The following is an 18,151-nucleotide window of genomic DNA, read 5'->3' as shown; positions in this document are numbered from 1 at the left end:
ATGGATCAGCATATAAACTCAACCAGAATTATAAGAACACTACTATAAGATAGGGTGTAGACTCTATATGTGTAAGGTGGGTAAAATCTCAACAACTGAGGTTGCTGTAAACAACCTGCTGTCTTCCGGTGTAGGGAGTGTGGAAGTGAATTATGACCAGAAATAGAGAATTTCCAGACCGTTGGCCAACCTCAAATGGTTCAAGTTCAGGTAAGTTTAATGGCTGGCAACCTAACCAGAGCCAGCCGGTTACTCAACCGAACGTAAACTATCCTGACCGAGGAAACCCATCGACACAGCCCCCCCAGCAATCAGAAAAATTTGGGGTTGGTCAACCAGTAGCTAACTCTCGATTAAACACAGCACAAACTACCGGTAGACAAGCTCCCTCAGGAAAAACGACTGGAGTAAAAAACCTCTTGCCTCGCAGTTGGCAGTTTTGGTCAGCTTTAGTTGTGTTGCTTTTCGGTAGTGCTGGATTTGCTTCAGCAATGATGTTGTTAAGGTTGCCAGCTGTACCAAACTGCCGTGCTGTGTTTTGGCCAACGGCTTCAGCATCGATGCGCCTATCTTGTGCTCAGGTGGCAGCAAATCAGCAAACTGTCCCCCAGTTGCTAAAAGCGATCGCATTAGTGGATGCCCTGCCCGAAGATCACCCGTTACGCCCACAAGTTAACCAACATATCGAAGAGTGGTCACAGGTAATCCTAGAGATTGGGGAAGCTAAGTTTCAAGCTGGTCAGCTCAGTGAAGCTCTTAAGATTGCTAAACGTATTCCTTCAAAATCCGTAGCTGGCGCGATAGTAGAAAAGCGGGTAAAACGTTGGCAGAAAATCTGGTCGAGGGCAGAGGGAGTTTATGAGCAAGCGGAAAAACAGTTGAGGTTATCAAACTGGAACTTAGCATTTCGCGAAGCAGTACGATTGACCTATGTGGACAATGACTACTGGGCTACGGCTAAGTATAACCAGCTAACGGATAAGATTAAGATGGGACGGGAAGACTCGGCTAAGCTGGATAAGGCTTATGAGCTGAGTAGAAGTGGCAATATAGAGAAGATCCTGGCAGCTATTGAAAAAGCTAAGGAAATCACAGAGCAAAGTTATGCTTACAAAGAAGCTCAGGATTTAATTAAAGACTCTGGCAACAAGCTGGTGGAGATTGCTCAGAACAAGCTAGAGCAAGGTAAGTGGTCCGAAGTTCTTGACATTGCCTATAAACTTCCCGAAACGATTAAAGTACCTGAACTCAAATCGGATTTAATTGACCTAGCTCATGCCCTATCTCGTGCTGAGTCTGGTACAACCTGGGATTTAGAAGAAGCGATCGCATCTGCCCAAAAGCTGGGATCAGAACGTCCCCTATATAAGAAAGGGCAGCAATTAATTAGCCGTTGGCAACGAGAAGTAGAAGATGTGGCGCGACTTGAGCGAGCCAGAACCTATGCTACCTCGGGTTTACCTAGTGACTTAAGACTGGCAGTAGCTGAAGTGGAACAGATCCCTCGTGGTAATCCCCGCTATGAGGAAGCACGGGGCGAAATTCGAGATTGGACTCGTCAAATTCAGCTGATCGAAGACAGGCCATTCCTGGAACGGGCAGCACAACTGGCTAGTTATGGCAGCATTGATTCTTTGCAAGCTGCTGTTCAAGAAGCCCGTAAAATTTCCCGAGGTCGTAGTCTTTACCAGGAAGCTCAAAGTAAAATTAATCAGTGGTCTAGAAGTATCCAGCAGCAAGAAGACCAACCTTATTTAGACCAAGCACGCACTCTGGCAATCCGGGGTGATCTATATGCAGCCGTGGCAACTGCCCAACAAATTAAGGCAGGTCGGGCTCTGTACAATGAAGCCCAAAGCAAAGTCAGAAGCTGGAAGTTAGAACTAGAGGGTCAGCAGCGTTTACGGGAAGCTTACCAAATTGCTGAGGCTGGAACTCCACAAGCCCTAAGAAAAGCGATTCGAGTAGCTAGGCAAGTGCCAACCTCAACCAAATCCCGTAGCGAGGCGAGAACAGTAGTCAATCGCTGGAGTTACAAAATCCTATCCATAGCCAGAAGTCGTTCTGCCTATAACCTGTCTGAATCCATTGCGATCGCAAACATAGTTCCGTCTGGTACTCGCCCTTACCAGGAAGCCCAACGGCAAATTCAATCATGGCGCAAGATTTTAGCCCCACCTCCCCCACCTCCTGTGCCCGTAAGACGACCAAGACCGGTTCCGCCTCCATCTCCCCCACAAGTGGTGATCCCGAAACCAGCTCCCTCCCCACCATCAGTGGTAAAACCATCATCAGTGGTCAAACCGCCATCACCGGTTCGCTCCTTCCCAATTGTGGTTCCACCACCGGAAGTGACCTCACCATCGGGTATCGTCAAACCACCGACTCAGTTAGAGCCGCCCAGGTTTAATCCCCCCGCTGGTAGGAAGATTGAGTTGATTGATGCTGACTCTTAAGAGTTTCCGAGGGTAGTACAACCGGCTAGGAGCAAACCTGTGGAAATTGAACAAAAATGAGCGACGCATTCCCCCACCACGAGAACGCAGGTGGGGGTCAAGGAGCGGCAAATTGTGATATAATTGAATTATCTTGAGTGGTACGGCAAAGGGCAGAACGAGATTCTGAGCAAACTGGAGGCACGACCTCTCACGATAGGGAAATTAAACCTGTTTTTCCTCGCTCTGTCGGTTTATAAACGTCAGACTCTAGGTGAAAGTTTCTAAGCATAAGCCCCACAGCGGAAGCGATGCAGAGGTGCGACCCGTGGCGAATTTAATTCGCCTACGGAAAGCGCACCATTACGGTCTTGGGGAGGCAGCGCGGTCTTGGGGGTTCCCCCCATGAGCGACTGCCGTGGTTTCCCCCACTCGCTATTGCATCAAGACAACGACTTGGGGGAATAGTCCAGCAAAAGTCCTGGCAACAGGCGCGAGAATGCCGCCTGTCGCGAGGGATAAAACCTTGTAATTAAGACGGATACCCACACCATGAAAACTCAGGTGGGGGAAGCATTCAGAATTAAAAATTCTTAATATTAAATGGAGTGAATTCCATTTAATATAGAAGACTTTAACTTGTCATCAACCATCAAGTCCCGTCTTGACCAGTTCATTCATGCTCCCCAAACTGAATTCACCCTCATTCTGCTAATTCTACTTTCGGTAGTTCTAGTGGTTGTTGAAGCAAGTCTAGAGGGTGCAGGTTTCATATATGGACTGGTCTATGTAAGCGAAGAGCTACTGACGGGCATATTTATCGTAGAACTAACAATCCGCTACCTAGTGGCAAGAAACAAACGTCGGTTCTTGCGTCACTACTGGCTGGATATTGTTGCTGTGCTGCCTTTGTTCCGGGCATTCCGCTTATTGCGAGTTTTACGGATGTTAAGGCTGCTCAGAGTCGGAATTTTGGTAAACCGTAACCTCAACCGTATCTCTTCCTCACTCGCTGCCAGTATTAGTGCTCAGATTGGAGTTTTTCTGATTATCGGCTTAATTACATTAGTCGGTGCTTTAGGGATTTATCTGCTGGAGGGAGGACAGAATGAGTCATTTGCTTCCCTAAGAGACTCTTTATGGTGGAGTTTTTTTACCCTAATATCAGGAGAACCCATTGGTGGTGAACCCCAGACTGATGCTGGGCGTCTGATTACCCTCATGGTAGTCATTGGCGGGTTAACTATGTTTGCCGTCTTCACCGGTGTAGTTTCAGCAGTAATGGTGCAACGACTTAGAACAGTTATGGAGGTGAAATACTTGGAACTGGATGAACTGCGCAATCACATTGTTATCTGCGGCTGGAACCGAGGTGGTCACCTACTCATTGAGGAACTCCAGGCAGACTCTGAGCTCAAGCACTATCCAATGGTGGTTGTGGCAGAGTTTACCGACACACCAGAGTCGGAACTCAAGGGAGTTAACCGTTCCCAAATATATTTCTATATTGGTGATTACACTACTATTGATGTCCTCGAAAGTGTGGGGATCTATCATGCCTCACGGGCAATCCTCCTTGCTGATTCTACCCGTCCTCGAAGTGACCAAGACCGGGATGCACGGACAGTCCTAGCTGCCTTGACCATTGAAAAACTCCAACCCGGAATCTACACTTGTGCTCAACTCCTTGACCGGAAAAACAATGTCCAACTGCGAGTAGCGGGAGTTGAAGATGTTATTGTTGTTGATGAATTAGCCAGTCACTTAATTGCTACCTCAGCTCGGAACCTAGGGGCTGTAGATGTGCTGGCAGAGTTGCTAACTGTGCAAGTGGGAAACCAATTCTACAAAATTGTTTTACCACAGAGGTGGGTTGACATTTCCTTCTGGGAAGCTGCTCGGCGGTTGAAAGAGGAGTTTGATACAACGTTGATCGCAATAGAGCGCCATAGCAATGGAAATCGGGAAACCCTAATTAATCCCCCTAAAGATCAAACACTACTGTCTGGCGATCACTTAGTGATTATTGCTCGTAGTTTGCCGAAAATTGGGGTTCCAGTCCGGTGAAGTCTCAACTTGTCGGCAGGTTTTTATGGTGCGATCGCAAGTTCATATCCCCCTTCAGTTTACCATGATTCCGACGTTTTAAACCCACATTCCGCTTGTCTTTATCTAGATACCCTATCTGGGCAGTTACAATTTTTTAAAACTTACTTCCCTGGCACTTCAAAATTAAACCTCCTCTCCGTAATTGGTACAGGGCTATTTCATTCTAGATGGTAAGATAAGATGCTTTGGCACAACAGGGAGCATGTCACAAATGCCGAACATTTGTACTAAATCTTATGCCCCCTCATGGGTTTAAGCTTGCTGTGATGGTACATAGTTCATTTATTCTGCAACGCAAGACCTGCTCCCGGCACAAGGGCACAAGAGAATCAACATCAATGGGTCAAATTGCTATTTTAGAAGCCTTTTCTGATTTACCAGATGCTCGATTAGGGCAGCGGATGTTGACACGAGCGTGGCTATATGTCTGGCTATCTTTACCCTAGCAGTAGCTGCAGGGAATAAAAGATTTTTAGCGTACGCTGATTGGATTGAAACAATCGTGAGGAGTTGAGCCAATTGTTTCAAGTCAACCGACTGCCATCATACAGCACAATCCGCCGAGTGTTACTGAACATGGTAACTAATGATTATTCAGCTTCGCTCGCTTGCTTTTTCGAGTACACTCCGGAAGCGGGAGAGTCAAGCTAGAAAAGAAGCTGACCTCAAGCAGCAAGAACAAGAAAATCCAACAGCATCAGCAGTCGGCTCAAAAGCTACTGTTGCAGTTAGGGCAACAGGACTTCGCCTGTGCTGCTGATGCCTTCAGGGCAGGGGAAAAGTTGAATCAACAGTTGCGTTATCATGCGCTTGTCTCAGCTCGAAGTCGTGCCACATCCTTACTACCACAAACCGGGACGACCGCGAATAGGACAACCTCCAGACGGCTATCACTATCGTCTCCAAGGGACTTTGAAAGTTAAACAAGAGGTGGTTGCCCTGGCTCGAAGAAGGGCGGGACGGTTCGTTCAAGCCACCAATGTCTTGGAGTCGAAACAACTTAGCCCAGAGGATCTCCTCTGTGAGTACAAAGGGCAACAATGCACTGAGAGGGGTTTCCGTTTTCTCAAAGACCCGATGTTCGTATGCCTACAGTGTCTTTCTCAAAACTCCTAAACGGGTAGCCGCCAACGCACATGGTGATGGGTCTGTGTTTGTTGGTTTATACTCTGGCTCACAGAGCCTTACGCCAAGCTCTCAGCAGAACCAAACAAACCATTGACAATCAATTAGGTAAGCCGACGGCTACCCCAACAATGCGTTGGGTGTTTCAGTGTTTTCAGTCGATTCACATAGGTCTTGTTGATGGAGTTCAACAGATTATCAACTTAACCCAAGAGCATCAAGGGATTCTACAGTTTCTCGGTGCTCCCTGCCAAAAATATTATTTGTTGATCTGACCCACCTGCGGAATGTGGGGTACATTAGTCCTATTGATTGCGATATTTTAGCTGGCTTTGAGCAAAAGAAACAGAAGTCGTTGCGTTCCCGTAGCGTCGGCAAAGCCGCATCGCAATTAACAGCTGATTCGTAACGTAAATCTCAAAAAGTCTGAAAGCCTTGGTATGATTGTCTTTTGGTTATTAAATAGTTCAGTTTTGCTATTGTAGCGCAAGCCTTATCCTACAAGGTTTAGTGCGAATTTACGAATCAGCTAGTCTTTATCGGTTATCATTATAGATACCGATAAACTTCGCCAAAAGTTAAATAACTGCTTGGCTACTTCTGTTACTGTTTAATTTCATCTAATTCAAATTCATGACCTTAGGTAAGTCCGAACCGAACCAGATTGATAAAATTAATCGCAAATTACCAAAACTAAATACCACCCACCAACCTCTCGTTTCTGAAGAAGAGATGCGCCAAGCGGTACGGACTTTACTGTTAGGATTGGGAGAAGACCCAGACCGCGAAGGCTTGAAAGATACTCCTAAAAGAGTGGTCAAAGCCTTAAAATTTCTGACTTCTGGCTATCATCAATCTTTAGACGAACTCCTCAACGGGGCAGTATTTCACGAAAATACCAATGAAATGGTCTTAGTTCGGGACATTGACCTATTTAGCTCCTGCGAACACCATATCTTACCTATTCTCGGTCACGCTCACGTCGCTTATATTCCCGACGGTAAGGTAATCGGACTGTCAAAAATTGCTCGTATTTGTGAAATGTACGGACGACGTTTGCAGGTACAGGAAAGATTAACTGCCCAAATTGCCGATGCCCTTCAAGGATTATTAAAACCAAAAGGGGTGGCGGTAGTAGTGGAAGCAAGCCATATGTGTATGGTAATGCGAGGAGTCCAAAAACCTGGTTCTTGGACTGCCACTAGTGCGGTTAGAGGCGTATTTGCAGATGATCCAAAAACCCGTCAGGAGTTTATGAGTTTAATTCACTACAACCGTTCAATGCATTAATTAATTCGCGTGACAGCATGAGAGATGGGTATAAAGCTCATCTCTTTTTTTGATACAATAATTATCGTTATCAACAAAACTGCTTATGATTATTGCTGTCGCCAGTCCGACCGGTGGCGGTAAAACCCACTGGATTGGTCAACAAATAGCCCAAACCAATAAACCTGTAGGTTATTTCAGTCCTCAAACTGATTCCGTACCCATTGATGCAATATATCTCCAAAGTGAATACCCTCAACTAAAACTTTATCAGACAGGGGAAGAAGCGGAATTAGACAAAACCATAACTTATCTAGAGATTCCCTGGTATTTGGATTTAGCCGGAATTGAACCTTTACTGCAAACTTTGAACCCCCATCGAGTAGCCATAATCCCCGGCGATACAGATAGTACAGAGTTAAATACTTGGGCGGATGAAGTTATTCCAGGAAATAACATCAGTAAGCCAACCACAGCTTTGCAGATTCATCGGGGGGTTTTGACGGGGGAAATTGTAGATTTTGATAGTTTAGCTACTTTTTGGCTGGAACTTACTCAAGGTGCTTACGGTGAGGTAGCTCGGGTAAAAGGAATTTTCGACCTAGTGGATGGACAAATTTATTATGGTGACTTCATACTAGGGGAATCGGAATTAGCATTTAAACCTTTAAAATTACCCCGTTGGTTAAATGGTAAACCAGATCGTTTTAGTGGTTTTGAAATAGTAGGTAGTAATTTAGATAAAGCTGAAATTGTTCAAACTGTCCGAGATTGCTGTCTTCCCGAATCGGCAATTAATTATTACCAACAACAAGTAAAAGAGTCTTTAGAAAGTGAACCAGAGGTAGAAGTGGTATGAAAATAGCAGTGATATCTTGTATCCATGGTAATTATGCAGCTTTAGATGCAGTTTTACTGGATATTGACGAACAAAAAGCAGAAAAGATTTATTGTCTGGGGGATTTAGTGGGTTATGGTCCCTATCCTAATGCAGTGGTGGAACAAATTCGTTCTTTAGATATTCCCACTGTACAGGGTTGTTGGGATGAAGATATTGTAGAAGGACTAAATGCTTGTGAATGTAGTTATCCTTCCCTGTTGGCGGAAAAAAGAGGTAAAATTGCCCACGAATGGACAAATAAGCACGTCAATGCCGAAGTTAGGGAATATTTAGCCCAACTACCCCATACCTACAAAGAAGATAATCTCTGTTTCGTACATGGTAGTCCTAATAGCAACCACGAATATTTGTTACCCGAAATGGATGCTTTCACTGCTTTAGAAAGAGTTCTCTCCAGCGATGCAGATATATTATTTTGCGGACATACCCACTTTCCCTATGTCCGCACCCTAGATTCTGGACAATTACAGGTTAAAGTTCGTCAACCCAGTGGAAACGAACAACCAACCATAAGTTTTAATACTCCCCTGAAGCGAATTATCAATGTCGGTTCGGTAGGCGAACCCCGTCATGGTCGTCCCAATGCTACCTATGTTATCTATGACACGGAAACACAAGCAGTAAACTTGCGGGAAGTGGAGTATGACTATCAAACAACCTGCGCTGCCATCTTAGATGCTGGTTTACCACCGATTTTCGCTTGGCGTTTGGCTAGAGGTTTGGAATTTGCCGAAAAAGCCGACGATCCTACTCATGTGTGTGAGAGGTAAATTAAATTACTTAAATATTTAAATTGAAAATCAATGTGGGCAATTTTAAGCGGAATTGAAGGAAATATCGCAGCTTACGAAGCAGTGTTGGCAGATATCAAACGCCAGCGCGTTAAGGTGGAAGCATTGTATATTCTGGGCGATATCGTAGCAGCTAACCAAGATAGCGAACAAGTAATTAAACGAATTCAGAATCCTTTACCTGGAGAATTAGAACCCCAAGTATGCTTCGGCTGGTGGGAAGAACAATGCTTTGCTTTACACGGTTTGGGTTCGACAGCAGAACCGACAGAATTAATCGAGCGCTTTGGTAAAGAAACCGCTAAACTTCTTTGGGATTCGGTATCTCGCGAAACCGTACAGTGGTTACGCAACTGTCATTTTGGCTTCTTTGAATTAGATTGTTTGTTAATTCACGGTAGCACTGTTAGCGTCAGCGATGAGTTAACCCCCGAAACCTTACCCTGGCAAATGCTAGACCGCTTGCAAAGAGTCCAGGCAAATCATCTCTTTTGTGGTCGTTCGGGTCAAGTATTTGAATATCAACTACAAGGAGGTTCGGTAAATAGTTCGGTGATGACTTTAGATCGCCAGCAACCCGTGCAAACTATTACTGCACCCAAAAGAAGAGTTGTTGGTGTAGGAAATGTAGGCAAAGAACCAGGAAAGGCTACTTATACGCTTTATAGTCCAAAGAGCGATTTTCTGGAGTTTAAAACAGTTTTTTATGGCAATAAAAAGGGATCTGGTAATTAGTTTCAGGTTACTAAAGGTATGGCTAAGTGCAAAAACAGGTAGTCGGAGACAACTTTCTGGAAAATGAGATGATAATTGCTATAGTAAAAAATATCATTGCTTAATTGGTGACGGCTTAGAAGCTACCTTGATTTTAAGTGTTGAAATCAGCAATGAGAGCAACCAAGGCATGTGACGTTTGATCAGGACAATCAGCTTGCCGTAGTTTGTTATTACCTGTTCCCGTTGTCGTCGGTAAATAGCTTGAACAATTTGTTTGGCAGTTTGATCAGCAGAAATCAGAAGCCTGGGGGAAATAGGATCCTCCCAGTCTGAATGCCAAATTCCCTGATTGTCTAGCTGACGAATTTCAGTAGCAACGTACCCTGGACAAATGTGTGTGACCGACACCCCATCGGGAGCCAACTCTTGAGACAACGACTCACACAAAGCCCGCATCGCAAATTTGCTCATACTATAGGGAGAATCGCCACTCAAGGCAACGTAACTTTTTACGCTACTAATGATGACCAGTCTTCCTTTAGTTTTCTTGAGGTCATCTAAGGTCGCGTAGATGGTACTCAGTACCCCAAAAACATTGGTTTCCCACAGACGTCGATAGTCATTCACCCTGAGGTTTTCGACATTACCCTTCAAAGACCAGCCAGCATTAGCAACCACGATATCAATTTTGCCGAACTTACTACGGGCAAAGCTTGCCGCTTGATCAAGCTCACCATCCTTCGTCACATCACAGGGCATAGCAAGTACACGTTGACCATTAGGATCAATTTGTGAAGCTATGGTTTCTAATCGTTCTGCTCGCCTAGCTAGGAGTACCACATTGGCTCCTTCACGGGCTAATTCATGAGCAAGAGCTGCTCCAATGCCAGAGGAAGCTCCTGTGATTAGTGCCACTTGATCCTTAAAGTTGCTCATCTATTGCTTGCTTAAAGTTAATTTCAATATTGTGAGCTCGATTGTATTAAATAATGAAATTTTACTGTAAAATTTGGCATCTTGAGATAAACACTCGGCTAGTTGAGCTTTAATCGGGTCGCGAAAAATCTCACGATATCAGCCCCAAGTTACCGTCGCTAGTATAAGGTCTAATGAATCTGCCTGCTTTTAAGGGTTAAATAAGTCAAATACCTCAGTTATCCCTAAATCCTAAAAAATTTTTTGCCAAGGACTTGACACATTTGTAATATACATGTAGTATAAAAGTAAGGTTAAAGAGAAAACATCGCGCTACAAGGAGGGATGCCCAATGATTCATGTTCGGTTTGAAGGTCGTTCCTACGACATTGCTGAAGGTCAGCTGGGTATAGCCAAAAGTATGAACGATACCGCTGTTAAACAGCAACTCGCGAAGTACTTTGATGTAGCCCCAGAGCGCTTGACCTCTTATGTCATCGACCGCAGTACCAACCGCAATCTGATTATAAGACCTGAAGCGGTTTATGGTTAAGGTTTGTGGTTAAAAGGTTTATGGTAAAAAGGTGTTAAAAGGTTAAACCTTTTGTCCTGTGCCCTAATCTCAAGAAGCCTACACACAGATAACGATCCTAAGGTAGCGAACTCGGGTAACCGAGGAGCGCGAGCACTAAGCCATTGTCTTACAGAGATTTGGCGTGCGTGTCCACTGCTAAGCCATGCTTGGTGAGGACGGTCGTAAGTTGCTATAAAGCTTTTGTTAACTTGCACAGGAGCAATTGTTCGGAATTTCCCCCCGCGCCCTAACTGCTGAAGCTTACATACTACCGATCTACTAATCGGAAGGTTATAGGTTCGAATCCTATCAGCGGCGCTATTTGCCGCTGTAGCTCAAATGGATAGAGCATCATTTTATTAAAAGCTTTACTGACTTGCGCGGGCACCCCAATTCTAGTGCAATTAGAGTGGTTTTACTGGCATAACTAAACAATTTAAAAAATAACTGAGTCACCTTCGCGCCCTGACCCGGAAAGCTTTCATACTAGCCAAATGGTAAGGCACTTGACTCATCATCGAGAATATGCGGGTTCAAATCCCGTGTGTGAAACAACGGCTTTCTGAACTTGCGCGATTGATTCAACCTTCTAGGAATAATTTCCAAATTATGCTACAGAGTGATAAAAGTACTGGTTAAAAAACTATTATAAGTTCCTATCAATTTTGTATTAACTTGCACAGAAGCAAGTGTTACAAATTTACCCCCGCGCCCTAACCGCTGAAGCTTACATACTACCGACTACGAATCGGAAGGTTATAGGTTCGAATCCTATCAGCGGCGCTATTTGCCGCTGTAGCTCAAATGGATAGAGCATCATTTTATTAAAAGCTTTATTGACTTGCGCGGGCACCCCAATTCTAGTGCAATTAGAGTGGTTTTACTGGCATAACCAAAGAATTTAAAATTCACTGAGTCACCTTCGCGCCCTGACCCGGAAAGCTTTCATACTAGCCAAATGGAAAGGCACTTGACTTATCATCGAGAATATGCGGGTTCAAATCCCGTGTGTGAAACAACGGCTTTCTGAACTTGCGCGATTGATTCAACCTTCTATAAATAATTTACAAATCATGCTACAGAGTGATCAAAGTACTGGTTAAAGGAATGTTATAAGTTCCTATCAATCTTTTATTAACTTGCACAGAAGCAAGTGTTACAAATTTACCCCCGCGCCCTAACTGCTGAAGCTTACATACTACCGACTACGAATCGGAAGGTTATAGGTTCGAATCCTATCAGTGGCGCTATTTGCCGCTGTAGCTCAAATGGATAGAGCATCATGTTTTCAAAAGCTTTACTAACTTGCGCGGGCACCCTAATTCTAGTGGTTTTCACTGCTATAACCAAAGCATTTAAAAATTAAGCGATGCAGCGCGGTCTTGGGGGTTCCCCCCATGAGCGACTGCATCAAGACAAGGTAATTCAAAACACTGCTAATAAATCGTGGCTTAGTTGATGTATTTTAGGTAAATTTTTATTAATTATTAAACCTTCAACCTTTAACTAAACAACCCAATAAGCTAACAACCAAACAACCAAATAACTTATAGATTTGTCCAGAAATTACATAGGAGCATAGGAGGTTAATCCTATGAAAACTGAAGAGCGTGACCTGCGTTTAGAATTACTAAACAGTTTATTAACTACACCCCATCGTAAGCTGGAGCAAGTGACAGAATTGCACCAACTGATGGTAGAACTTGACCCAATTTTTTACGGTCACTTAGCCGTTTGGTACGAAAATCACGGGGATGTCCGGGACCACAAAGAAGTGTTTCTAGGTCATATGTTGACTAGCAATTTGACCGAACACCGAGATGCTGGCTTTGTAATGCTGCAAAAATTCCCACCCTACCAGGTGGCACGAGTAGTGGATTTTATGAAGCAGCAGCGCAATAAGGTGCCTCGTTCGGCTCGGACAGCAGTGCGGCGCTACCTTAAGACACGGGAAAAAACTCCAGCCTTGTTTGACCGAGCAGCATTGCGGGGTCGAAAGGCGATGAAGCATCTCTATGCTAGTTTACATATTAAGCCTAGCTCTAGAGCAGATGCTGTATTATTTAAGGACAATCCTCCAGAAGGTTCCTTAGCTTGGATACTCAAGCAGTTAGCGAAAACTGAAACTGCTGCTGAACAGGCGCAATTGATTGTTGAACATAAGATTCCCTATACCATCGCCATTGGTGCTGTGCGCTCTGTCACTCCTACGGTGTTGGTAGCACTAATCAATGCTATGACACCCCAAGAGGTAATTAATAATCTCAAATCCCTCCAAGGGCGGGGTGCGATGGAACACCCACAGGTCAAGGAGTTGATTGAGGCAAAGCTAGAACAGGCACAGACAAGCGATCGCGTTTCTGCATTCAAGGCACAAGTTGCCGCTGAGGCTGCTCAGTTAGATACTCAAACTCTTGCTAAGTTAAAACAAGTTACCAATGAGCAAGTAAAGCGCAAAGGTACCATTACCAAGCCCACTGCTCTACTAGTGGACAAGTCCGGTTCAATGGACAAAGCCATTGAAGTTGGTAAGCGGCTGGCAGCCCTAATCTCTGGTATTACTGAAGCTGAGCTGTTTGTCTATGCCTTCGATACCATGCCTTACCCAGTTAAGGCTCAAGGAAAAAAGTTGAGTGACTGGGAACGTGCCTTCAGGCACATCAAGGCAGGGGGTGGGACTAGCATTGGTTGTGCTTTAGAAGTAATGCGTTCTCGGAAGCAGGCGGTTGACCAGATTATCTTGGTTACCGATGAAGGTGAAAACACAGCACCTTACTTTGGTAAGGTTTACAAGACCTACTCTCGTGAATTGGGATTGATGCCCAATGTGATTATTGTCCGAGTTGGTTACTCCTACGACTGGGTGGAAAGTAAACTCAAGGAGCAACAGGTGCCAGTAGAAACCTTTACCTTTGCTGGAGATTACTATTCTCTACCAAACCTGGTTCCACTGATGACTCGTCCATCACGGCTAGACTTATTGATGGAGATTCTGGATACACCGCTACCGGTGCGAAATGATAAGTAGTGCAACATTTAACCTGTACAAACCTACTCACAAGCAGATAAGACGATGGTATAGCAAAGCGTGAAAACTAATGGTTGTTGCCGACAAAGCAATGCCAAAAGCATTGCGCTAATTTTATTAATGGAGGCTCTGCTGCCTACTCTCAAACCGCACTGTAACTTCACTCAGTCCATTATTTTACGTCGCTTAACTTACGACCAGCTGCCTTCGCTTTTAGTTCTTCGTTGGGCGGTAGTGTTCCGAAGTTAAACAAGTTACTAACTTAGTTAATTATAAAACAATGGATAATGTTTGACAAGGTTTAGATAGCTATAAGTAGTTGCACCTCTAAGAATTGGACTGACTTGATAACTCCTGATGAAGCAGTATATCCAGTCACCCAGTCTAATCTTGGGATCAAACTTGGCTTATAAGTTTGGAATCCGCACCTCTATAAATTTCACCGACTTGTGTGCCCTAACAGCCAGAGCTTACATACATAGTACGAGAGGAATAGTACCGTTACTCTAACGTAACGGGCGTGAAGCGAGGAAGGCGCGAAGAACCCGGAATGTGGGCTTAGAAGTAGCCATCATTTAAAGAGTGTGTAGTAACTCACCGGCGGAGTTCCTTCTAAGTGACGAACGCTTTTGCTCTGGCGACTTGCACATTATTAATACAATCGAGCAGGATCATGGCAAATATCCTCGACCTCATCAATCAAATTGCTGCAAAGGAAACGCAACTGAGTGAAAATCAATTCCTCGCTCCCTGTGTACGTGGGGGAAGGGTAAGAACTCGTGTTGCTGGAATGATTTATACCTTCTCCCCTAAGCCTCGTAAGTTTGAAGGATGGGGTATTTTTCAGCCAGTCAGCGATCAAGTCGCAACTGTGATAGAAGAGCCAGATGTGTTTCAACTTGAGGACTATTGGCAACTGCTCCAACCGTTGCGTTTACGACTAGCTTATCAATTGTCGGGAAAGACCTGGCTAGGGTATCCAGTCAATGAATCCGATGCTCGTCAGCGCTTTGGCACGGTTAAACCTATTGCTGTCCATCTGGTAGAGGGCGGGGTAGCCTTTGAACAAGTGGTAGCTCGTGGGGATGGTAAGGCTTGGTGGTTTCAGCAGCTTGACCGTAAGGGAGATCCTTTACTAGCAGAACAACTCACAGAGCAGTTAAAGCAAGTAACACCACCTGAAGAACTGGATTTAAAGGGGGTGACCCCAGAAATGAGAATAGTTTATGACTTGGTAAGACAACAGACTAAAGAGTTTAAAGATAAAAGGCAGCATCAACGGGATCACAAACGGCTGGAGCAAGCTTTGGAAATGGGTGGGGGAGCACTGCAACAGTTCCATGACCGGGGAGAATTCTGGCAGGTGCGCTGGAGCACTGCTGACGGTAAACACCATATATCAGCGATATCTAAACAGGATCTAACTGTAATCAGTTCCGGGATTTGTCTAAGTGGACGCGATCGCGATTTTGATTTACAGTCCTTGGTTGGGGTGATTGAGGCACGATATTGGGATTAGGATGATGTCAATTTTTTACCACGAACAACTCTACCGTACCTCCCAAGTCATGGCCCAGTTACGTGACTACCCCGTGACCGTGTGTGGTGCCGGAGCACTTGGAGCTAATATTACCGAAAATTTGGCTCGTTCAGGCTTTGGAAAGCTCAAGGTTATTGATTGCGATCGCATTGAAGAGCGCAATCTTTCTACCCAACCCTACTACCGCTCTGATATTGGTGCCCATAAAGCCAAAATCCTCGCCCATTCTCTCTACCAAGCGGTTGGGGTAAAATTGGAGGCTAAGGTCAAGGAATTAACCACAGCTAATACCAAACAATTACTGACTAATTCTACTTTAGTCATTGACACCTTTGATAACAGTGTCGCTCGTCAAGCCGTAAAAGATTACTGTGATAGTTCCCAAACTCCTTGTCTTCATGTTGGGTTAGCAGAAGACTACAGTGAGATAATTTGGANGTGTGGTTGATGACCGTTGGCAGGAACTGATGCGTTTCCAAATTCAACGGGCAAGGGATTACTATACCAAAGCAGAAAGAGGTATTAGAGCCCTAAGCCGTGACGCCCGTTGGCCGGTTTGGTCTGCATTGATGCTCTATCAGAAAATTCTCAATGTGATTGAACACAACCATTACGATGTATTTAGCCAAAGAGCCTATGTCCCCAAACTCCGTAAGATGTTATCCTTGCCGATAGCCTGGCTGAGGGCACAAGTTCTATAGCATGCGTCATGGCAAATCCTTCATGGCCAATCTGTCAAGAAATCCCCATCTTACATATCGATGGGTTTTTTTTACCCTTGACCAAGGGCAGCACAAGGCTGGGATACAAAAGTAAGCATTCAGCTATCAGTGGTCAGCTGTCAGCTAATCAACGGCAGCTAGTAAACAAGGTTATGGGCTGGTACCGCTGGTTTAAAATTCCTGCTCGTTTTGCTAATCTGACCCCGTGCAGTGAAAGGGCCTGCTAGTTGATAGTTTATAGCACCGATTGCGCTACGCGCATTAGCTGATAGCTGACGGCTGAATGCTTACATACAAAAGGAAAATACCTATCAATTATATTTAATTGTGGTACAAATGGTTGGGATTGGAAAAGCAGAAGGGGAAAGAAACAACCTCAAAGGGAAAGGGGGAAAGGAATATATGTATTACCCTTTAACCTTTCCCCACACTCTTTCTATTTACAGCAGACATTTATCGCGATTTATAATTAGCGCGGGTGGCAAAGCGCTATAAGTCTCTTTACAACGGATCTCCTTCAGTCATGGAAGCGCTACATATAGGCTATATATAATTTCTGAATGAACTATCGTGGAACTTCCCTTGGGTTGGATGACATAAGCTCAAAGCTGAAGGCTGACGATGGATAACGGTATCGATACGTCGTATAATCAGCAAGTCCAACCACTTTTGTCATATAGTAAGGAGATGTTAATGTTTGAACTGGATGTTGTTTATTTGGAATCCGAATACGCCCACAAGAGTCCTCAGGAAATCCTGAAACTGGCTCTTGACAAATTTGACAACATCGCTATCTCTTTCAGTGGTGCCGAGGATGTGGTTCTTGTGGATATGGCATCCAAGATTAAGCCAGATGTGAAAGTGTTCTCCCTCGACACGGGTCGCTTGCACTGCGAGACTTACCAACTACTTGAGAAAGTCAGACAGCACTATGGAATTCCACTGGAGGTGATTTTACCGGAAGCGGATGCAGTGGAAGCACTGGTTAAACAAAAGGGGTTGTTCAGTTTCTACCAGGATGGTCACAAAGAGTGCTGTGGTATTCGCAAAGTGGCTCCCTTGCGTCGCCAACTGGCTAAGCTGGATGCTTGGATTACCGGTCAGCGCAAGGATCAGAGTCCTAGTACTCGTGCTAATATCCCTGTTGTCCAGGTAGACCAGGCGTTCTCGACCCAAGAACGAACCCTGATTAAATTTAACCCCCTAGCTAACTGGAGTTCTGAACAGGTGTGGAAATATATCCGCACTAATGATGTGCCTTACAATCAATTGCACGCTAAAGGTTTCGTTAGCATTGGCTGCGAACCCTGTACCCGCCCAACTCTCCCCAATCAGCATGAACGGGAAGGTCGCTGGTGGTGGGAAGGGCAGAAAGAAAAAGAGTGTGGCTTACACAACACTACAGAGCAGGTAATGAACAACAAGGAACACCAAACAGTAAGGGTTTGAGCAACCCTCACGGAAATTAACAGACTAGGTAAAGAATTTCTGTCTAGGTACTTAATCGTTGCGGCACAATCAATAAGTTGCGTTTGAAATCCTAATTTTTAGGTAGGAGTGGGGAGTGGGTTGTGATAATTTCTTAATTACGCTTTTGAAAAACAATTCAGTATTGAATACTACAGAATGAAAATCACGTTAGTAAAAAAAATCAACAAGGACGGTAATTTCTGTCGCAAGTGCGTCAATGTGGTAGAAAAACTTGAAAAAAAAGGACTGATGGATCGAATAGACCAAATTGTGGTTGCTGATGAGCGTAAGCAATCTAGCGAGGGACTAGATCTAGCTGTAAAGCACGGGGTAGAAGCAGCCCCTTTCTTCATTGTTGATCATGATGACGGTTCCACCCAAGTCTATAGCACTTATGTTCGTTTCTTCAAAGAAATCTTGAATCAGAAGACTTCTGAAAGGGAGGAGGTATCGGAGATCATGGATCGATACCCTGAACTAGATTTCATCTAAAAAACTGATTGCTGTAATCGTAACACTGGGGTGATCAGGTGATGTTAGCGTAGCTCGACGAAG

At 44.6% G+C, this 18,151-nt stretch carries 14 protein-coding genes, 4 tRNA genes, 3 pseudogenes and 1 other annotated feature; of the genes and pseudogenes, 20 read left to right on the top strand and 1 reads right to left on the bottom strand.

The window, feature by feature from the left end; all coding sequences use genetic code 11:
* The first annotated feature begins 152 nt into the window (after positions 1 to 152).
* The 9 genes and pseudogenes from F6K38_RS06760 to F6K38_RS06710 all read left to right on the top strand — a co-directional run bounded on the left by F6K38_RS06760 (position 153) and on the right by F6K38_RS06710 (position 9,365).
* Positions 153 to 2,456: an AAA family ATPase gene (locus F6K38_RS06760; protein ID WP_008177481.1), complete on the top strand. Its 2,304-nt coding sequence runs from the start codon at positions 153 to 155 to the stop codon at positions 2,454 to 2,456.
* Between the two features lie 253 nt (positions 2,457 to 2,709).
* Complete coding sequence (locus tag F6K38_RS06755; RefSeq protein WP_267871959.1) at positions 2,710 to 2,844, top strand: hypothetical protein; 135 nt, start codon at positions 2,710 to 2,712, stop codon at positions 2,842 to 2,844.
* A 230-nt stretch (positions 2,845 to 3,074) separates the two neighbouring features.
* Positions 3,075 to 4,502 carry an ion transporter gene (locus F6K38_RS06750; RefSeq protein ID WP_287356338.1) on the top strand — a complete coding sequence of 476 codons (1,428 nt, stop codon included), beginning with the start codon at positions 3,075 to 3,077 and terminating at the stop codon, positions 4,500 to 4,502.
* A 308-nt stretch (positions 4,503 to 4,810) separates the two neighbouring features.
* On the top strand, positions 4,811 to 4,990 hold the full coding sequence (locus F6K38_RS06745; protein WP_287356336.1) for a hypothetical protein: 180 nt from the start codon (positions 4,811 to 4,813) through the stop codon (positions 4,988 to 4,990).
* 191 nt (positions 4,991 to 5,181) lie between these two features.
* Positions 5,182 to 5,944: pseudogene (locus F6K38_RS44085) on the top strand (IS1634 family transposase); the annotation flags it as partial.
* Positions 5,945 to 6,302: 358 nt separating this feature from the next.
* The gene (folE, locus tag F6K38_RS06725; RefSeq protein ID WP_071104566.1) at positions 6,303 to 6,959 is read left to right on the top strand and encodes a GTP cyclohydrolase I FolE; all 657 of its coding nucleotides are present in this window, start codon (positions 6,303 to 6,305) and stop codon (positions 6,957 to 6,959) included.
* Positions 6,960 to 7,044: 85 nt separating this feature from the next.
* Positions 7,045 to 7,797 carry a CobW family GTP-binding protein gene (locus tag F6K38_RS06720; protein WP_008177495.1) on the top strand — a complete coding sequence of 251 codons (753 nt, stop codon included), beginning with the start codon at positions 7,045 to 7,047 and terminating at the stop codon, positions 7,795 to 7,797.
* Positions 7,794 to 8,609: a metallophosphoesterase family protein gene (locus F6K38_RS06715; protein WP_071104567.1), complete on the top strand. Its 816-nt coding sequence runs from the start codon at positions 7,794 to 7,796 to the stop codon at positions 8,607 to 8,609. Before F6K38_RS06720 ends, F6K38_RS06715 begins: the two co-directional genes overlap by 4 nt.
* Positions 8,610 to 8,642: 33 nt before the next feature.
* The gene (locus F6K38_RS06710) at positions 8,643 to 9,365 is read left to right on the top strand and encodes a metallophosphoesterase family protein (RefSeq protein ID WP_071104568.1); all 723 of its coding nucleotides are present in this window, start codon (positions 8,643 to 8,645) and stop codon (positions 9,363 to 9,365) included.
* 93 nt (positions 9,366 to 9,458) lie between these two features.
* Here F6K38_RS06710 and F6K38_RS06705 read toward each other — a convergent pair whose 3' ends face one another.
* The gene (locus F6K38_RS06705; RefSeq protein WP_071104569.1) at positions 9,459 to 10,283 is read right to left on the bottom strand and encodes an SDR family oxidoreductase; all 825 of its coding nucleotides are present in this window, start codon (positions 10,281 to 10,283) and stop codon (positions 9,459 to 9,461) included.
* A gap of 331 nt (positions 10,284 to 10,614) precedes the next feature.
* Between F6K38_RS06705 and F6K38_RS06700 the strand changes: the two genes are divergently transcribed.
* From F6K38_RS06700 to F6K38_RS06650, 11 genes and pseudogenes are all read left to right on the top strand, one after another.
* Positions 10,615 to 10,815 (top strand): hypothetical protein, encoded by a 201-nt coding sequence (locus F6K38_RS06700; protein WP_008177509.1) that lies wholly within the window; start codon positions 10,615 to 10,617, stop codon positions 10,813 to 10,815.
* Between the two features lie 501 nt (positions 10,816 to 11,316).
* Positions 11,317 to 11,388, top strand: a tRNA-Met gene (locus tag F6K38_RS06695).
* 165 nt (positions 11,389 to 11,553) lie between these two features.
* Positions 11,554 to 11,619 (top strand) — tRNA-OTHER (locus tag F6K38_RS06690).
* 161 nt (positions 11,620 to 11,780) lie between these two features.
* Positions 11,781 to 11,852: transfer RNA gene (locus tag F6K38_RS06685), tRNA-Ile, on the top strand.
* Positions 11,853 to 12,008: 156 nt separating this feature from the next.
* Positions 12,009 to 12,085, top strand: a tRNA-Arg gene (locus tag F6K38_RS06680).
* 345 nt (positions 12,086 to 12,430) lie between these two features.
* Positions 12,431 to 13,864 (top strand): vWA domain-containing protein, encoded by a 1,434-nt coding sequence (locus F6K38_RS06675; RefSeq protein WP_287356331.1) that lies wholly within the window; start codon positions 12,431 to 12,433, stop codon positions 13,862 to 13,864.
* A 530-nt stretch (positions 13,865 to 14,394) separates the two neighbouring features.
* Positions 14,395 to 14,477, top strand: a sequence feature (23S ribosomal RNA rRNA prediction is too short).
* A 60-nt stretch (positions 14,478 to 14,537) separates the two neighbouring features.
* On the top strand, positions 14,538 to 15,383 hold the full coding sequence (locus F6K38_RS06670; protein ID WP_008177519.1) for a hypothetical protein: 846 nt from the start codon (positions 14,538 to 14,540) through the stop codon (positions 15,381 to 15,383).
* 4 nt (positions 15,384 to 15,387) lie between these two features.
* A pseudogene (locus F6K38_RS06665) lies at positions 15,388 to 15,840 on the top strand (ThiF family adenylyltransferase); the annotation flags it as partial.
* A pseudogene (locus F6K38_RS06660) lies at positions 15,836 to 16,105 on the top strand (squalene/phytoene synthase family protein); the annotation flags it as partial. The pseudogenes F6K38_RS06665 and F6K38_RS06660, both read left to right, overlap by 5 nt.
* A gap of 714 nt (positions 16,106 to 16,819) precedes the next feature.
* Entirely contained in the window at positions 16,820 to 17,575 is a 756-nt protein-coding gene (locus F6K38_RS06655) for a phosphoadenylyl-sulfate reductase (RefSeq protein ID WP_008185900.1), read from the top strand.
* A gap of 177 nt (positions 17,576 to 17,752) precedes the next feature.
* On the top strand, positions 17,753 to 18,088 hold the full coding sequence (locus F6K38_RS06650; RefSeq protein ID WP_008185901.1) for a hypothetical protein: 336 nt from the start codon (positions 17,753 to 17,755) through the stop codon (positions 18,086 to 18,088).
* The last annotated feature ends 63 nt before the right edge of the window (positions 18,089 to 18,151 follow it).

The sequence above is a fragment of the Moorena sp. SIO3B2 genome (genome assembly GCF_010692525.1).
GTDB classification, from domain to species: domain Bacteria; phylum Cyanobacteriota; class Cyanobacteriia; order Cyanobacteriales; family Coleofasciculaceae; genus Moorena; species Moorena producens.
The sequence above is the reverse complement of the archived record's forward strand: the minus strand, read 5'-3'. Positions and strand labels throughout refer to the sequence as shown.

Bases quoted from the DNA above. Each gene is read 5' to 3' on its own strand.
- F6K38_RS06760 (WP_008177481.1), top strand. From the start codon at position 153: ATGACCAGAAATAGAGAATTTCCAGACCGTTGGCCAACCTCAAATGGT.
- F6K38_RS06745 (WP_287356336.1), top strand. From the start codon at position 4,811: ATGGTACATAGTTCATTTATTCTGCAACGCAAGACCTGCTCCCGGCAC.
- folE (WP_071104566.1), top strand. From the start codon at position 6,303: ATGACCTTAGGTAAGTCCGAACCGAACCAGATTGATAAAATTAATCGC.
- F6K38_RS06720 (WP_008177495.1), top strand. From the start codon at position 7,045: ATGATTATTGCTGTCGCCAGTCCGACCGGTGGCGGTAAAACCCACTGG.
- F6K38_RS06715 (WP_071104567.1), top strand. From the start codon at position 7,794: ATGAAAATAGCAGTGATATCTTGTATCCATGGTAATTATGCAGCTTTA.
- F6K38_RS06710 (WP_071104568.1), top strand. From the start codon at position 8,643: ATGTGGGCAATTTTAAGCGGAATTGAAGGAAATATCGCAGCTTACGAA.
- F6K38_RS06705 (WP_071104569.1), bottom strand. From the start codon at position 10,283: ATGAGCAACTTTAAGGATCAAGTGGCACTAATCACAGGAGCTTCCTCT.
- F6K38_RS06700 (WP_008177509.1), top strand. From the start codon at position 10,615: ATGATTCATGTTCGGTTTGAAGGTCGTTCCTACGACATTGCTGAAGGT.
- F6K38_RS06675 (WP_287356331.1), top strand. From the start codon at position 12,431: ATGAAAACTGAAGAGCGTGACCTGCGTTTAGAATTACTAAACAGTTTA.
- F6K38_RS06670 (WP_008177519.1), top strand. From the start codon at position 14,538: ATGGCAAATATCCTCGACCTCATCAATCAAATTGCTGCAAAGGAAACG.
- F6K38_RS06655 (WP_008185900.1), top strand. From the start codon at position 16,820: ATGTTTGAACTGGATGTTGTTTATTTGGAATCCGAATACGCCCACAAG.
- F6K38_RS06650 (WP_008185901.1), top strand. From the start codon at position 17,753: ATGAAAATCACGTTAGTAAAAAAAATCAACAAGGACGGTAATTTCTGT.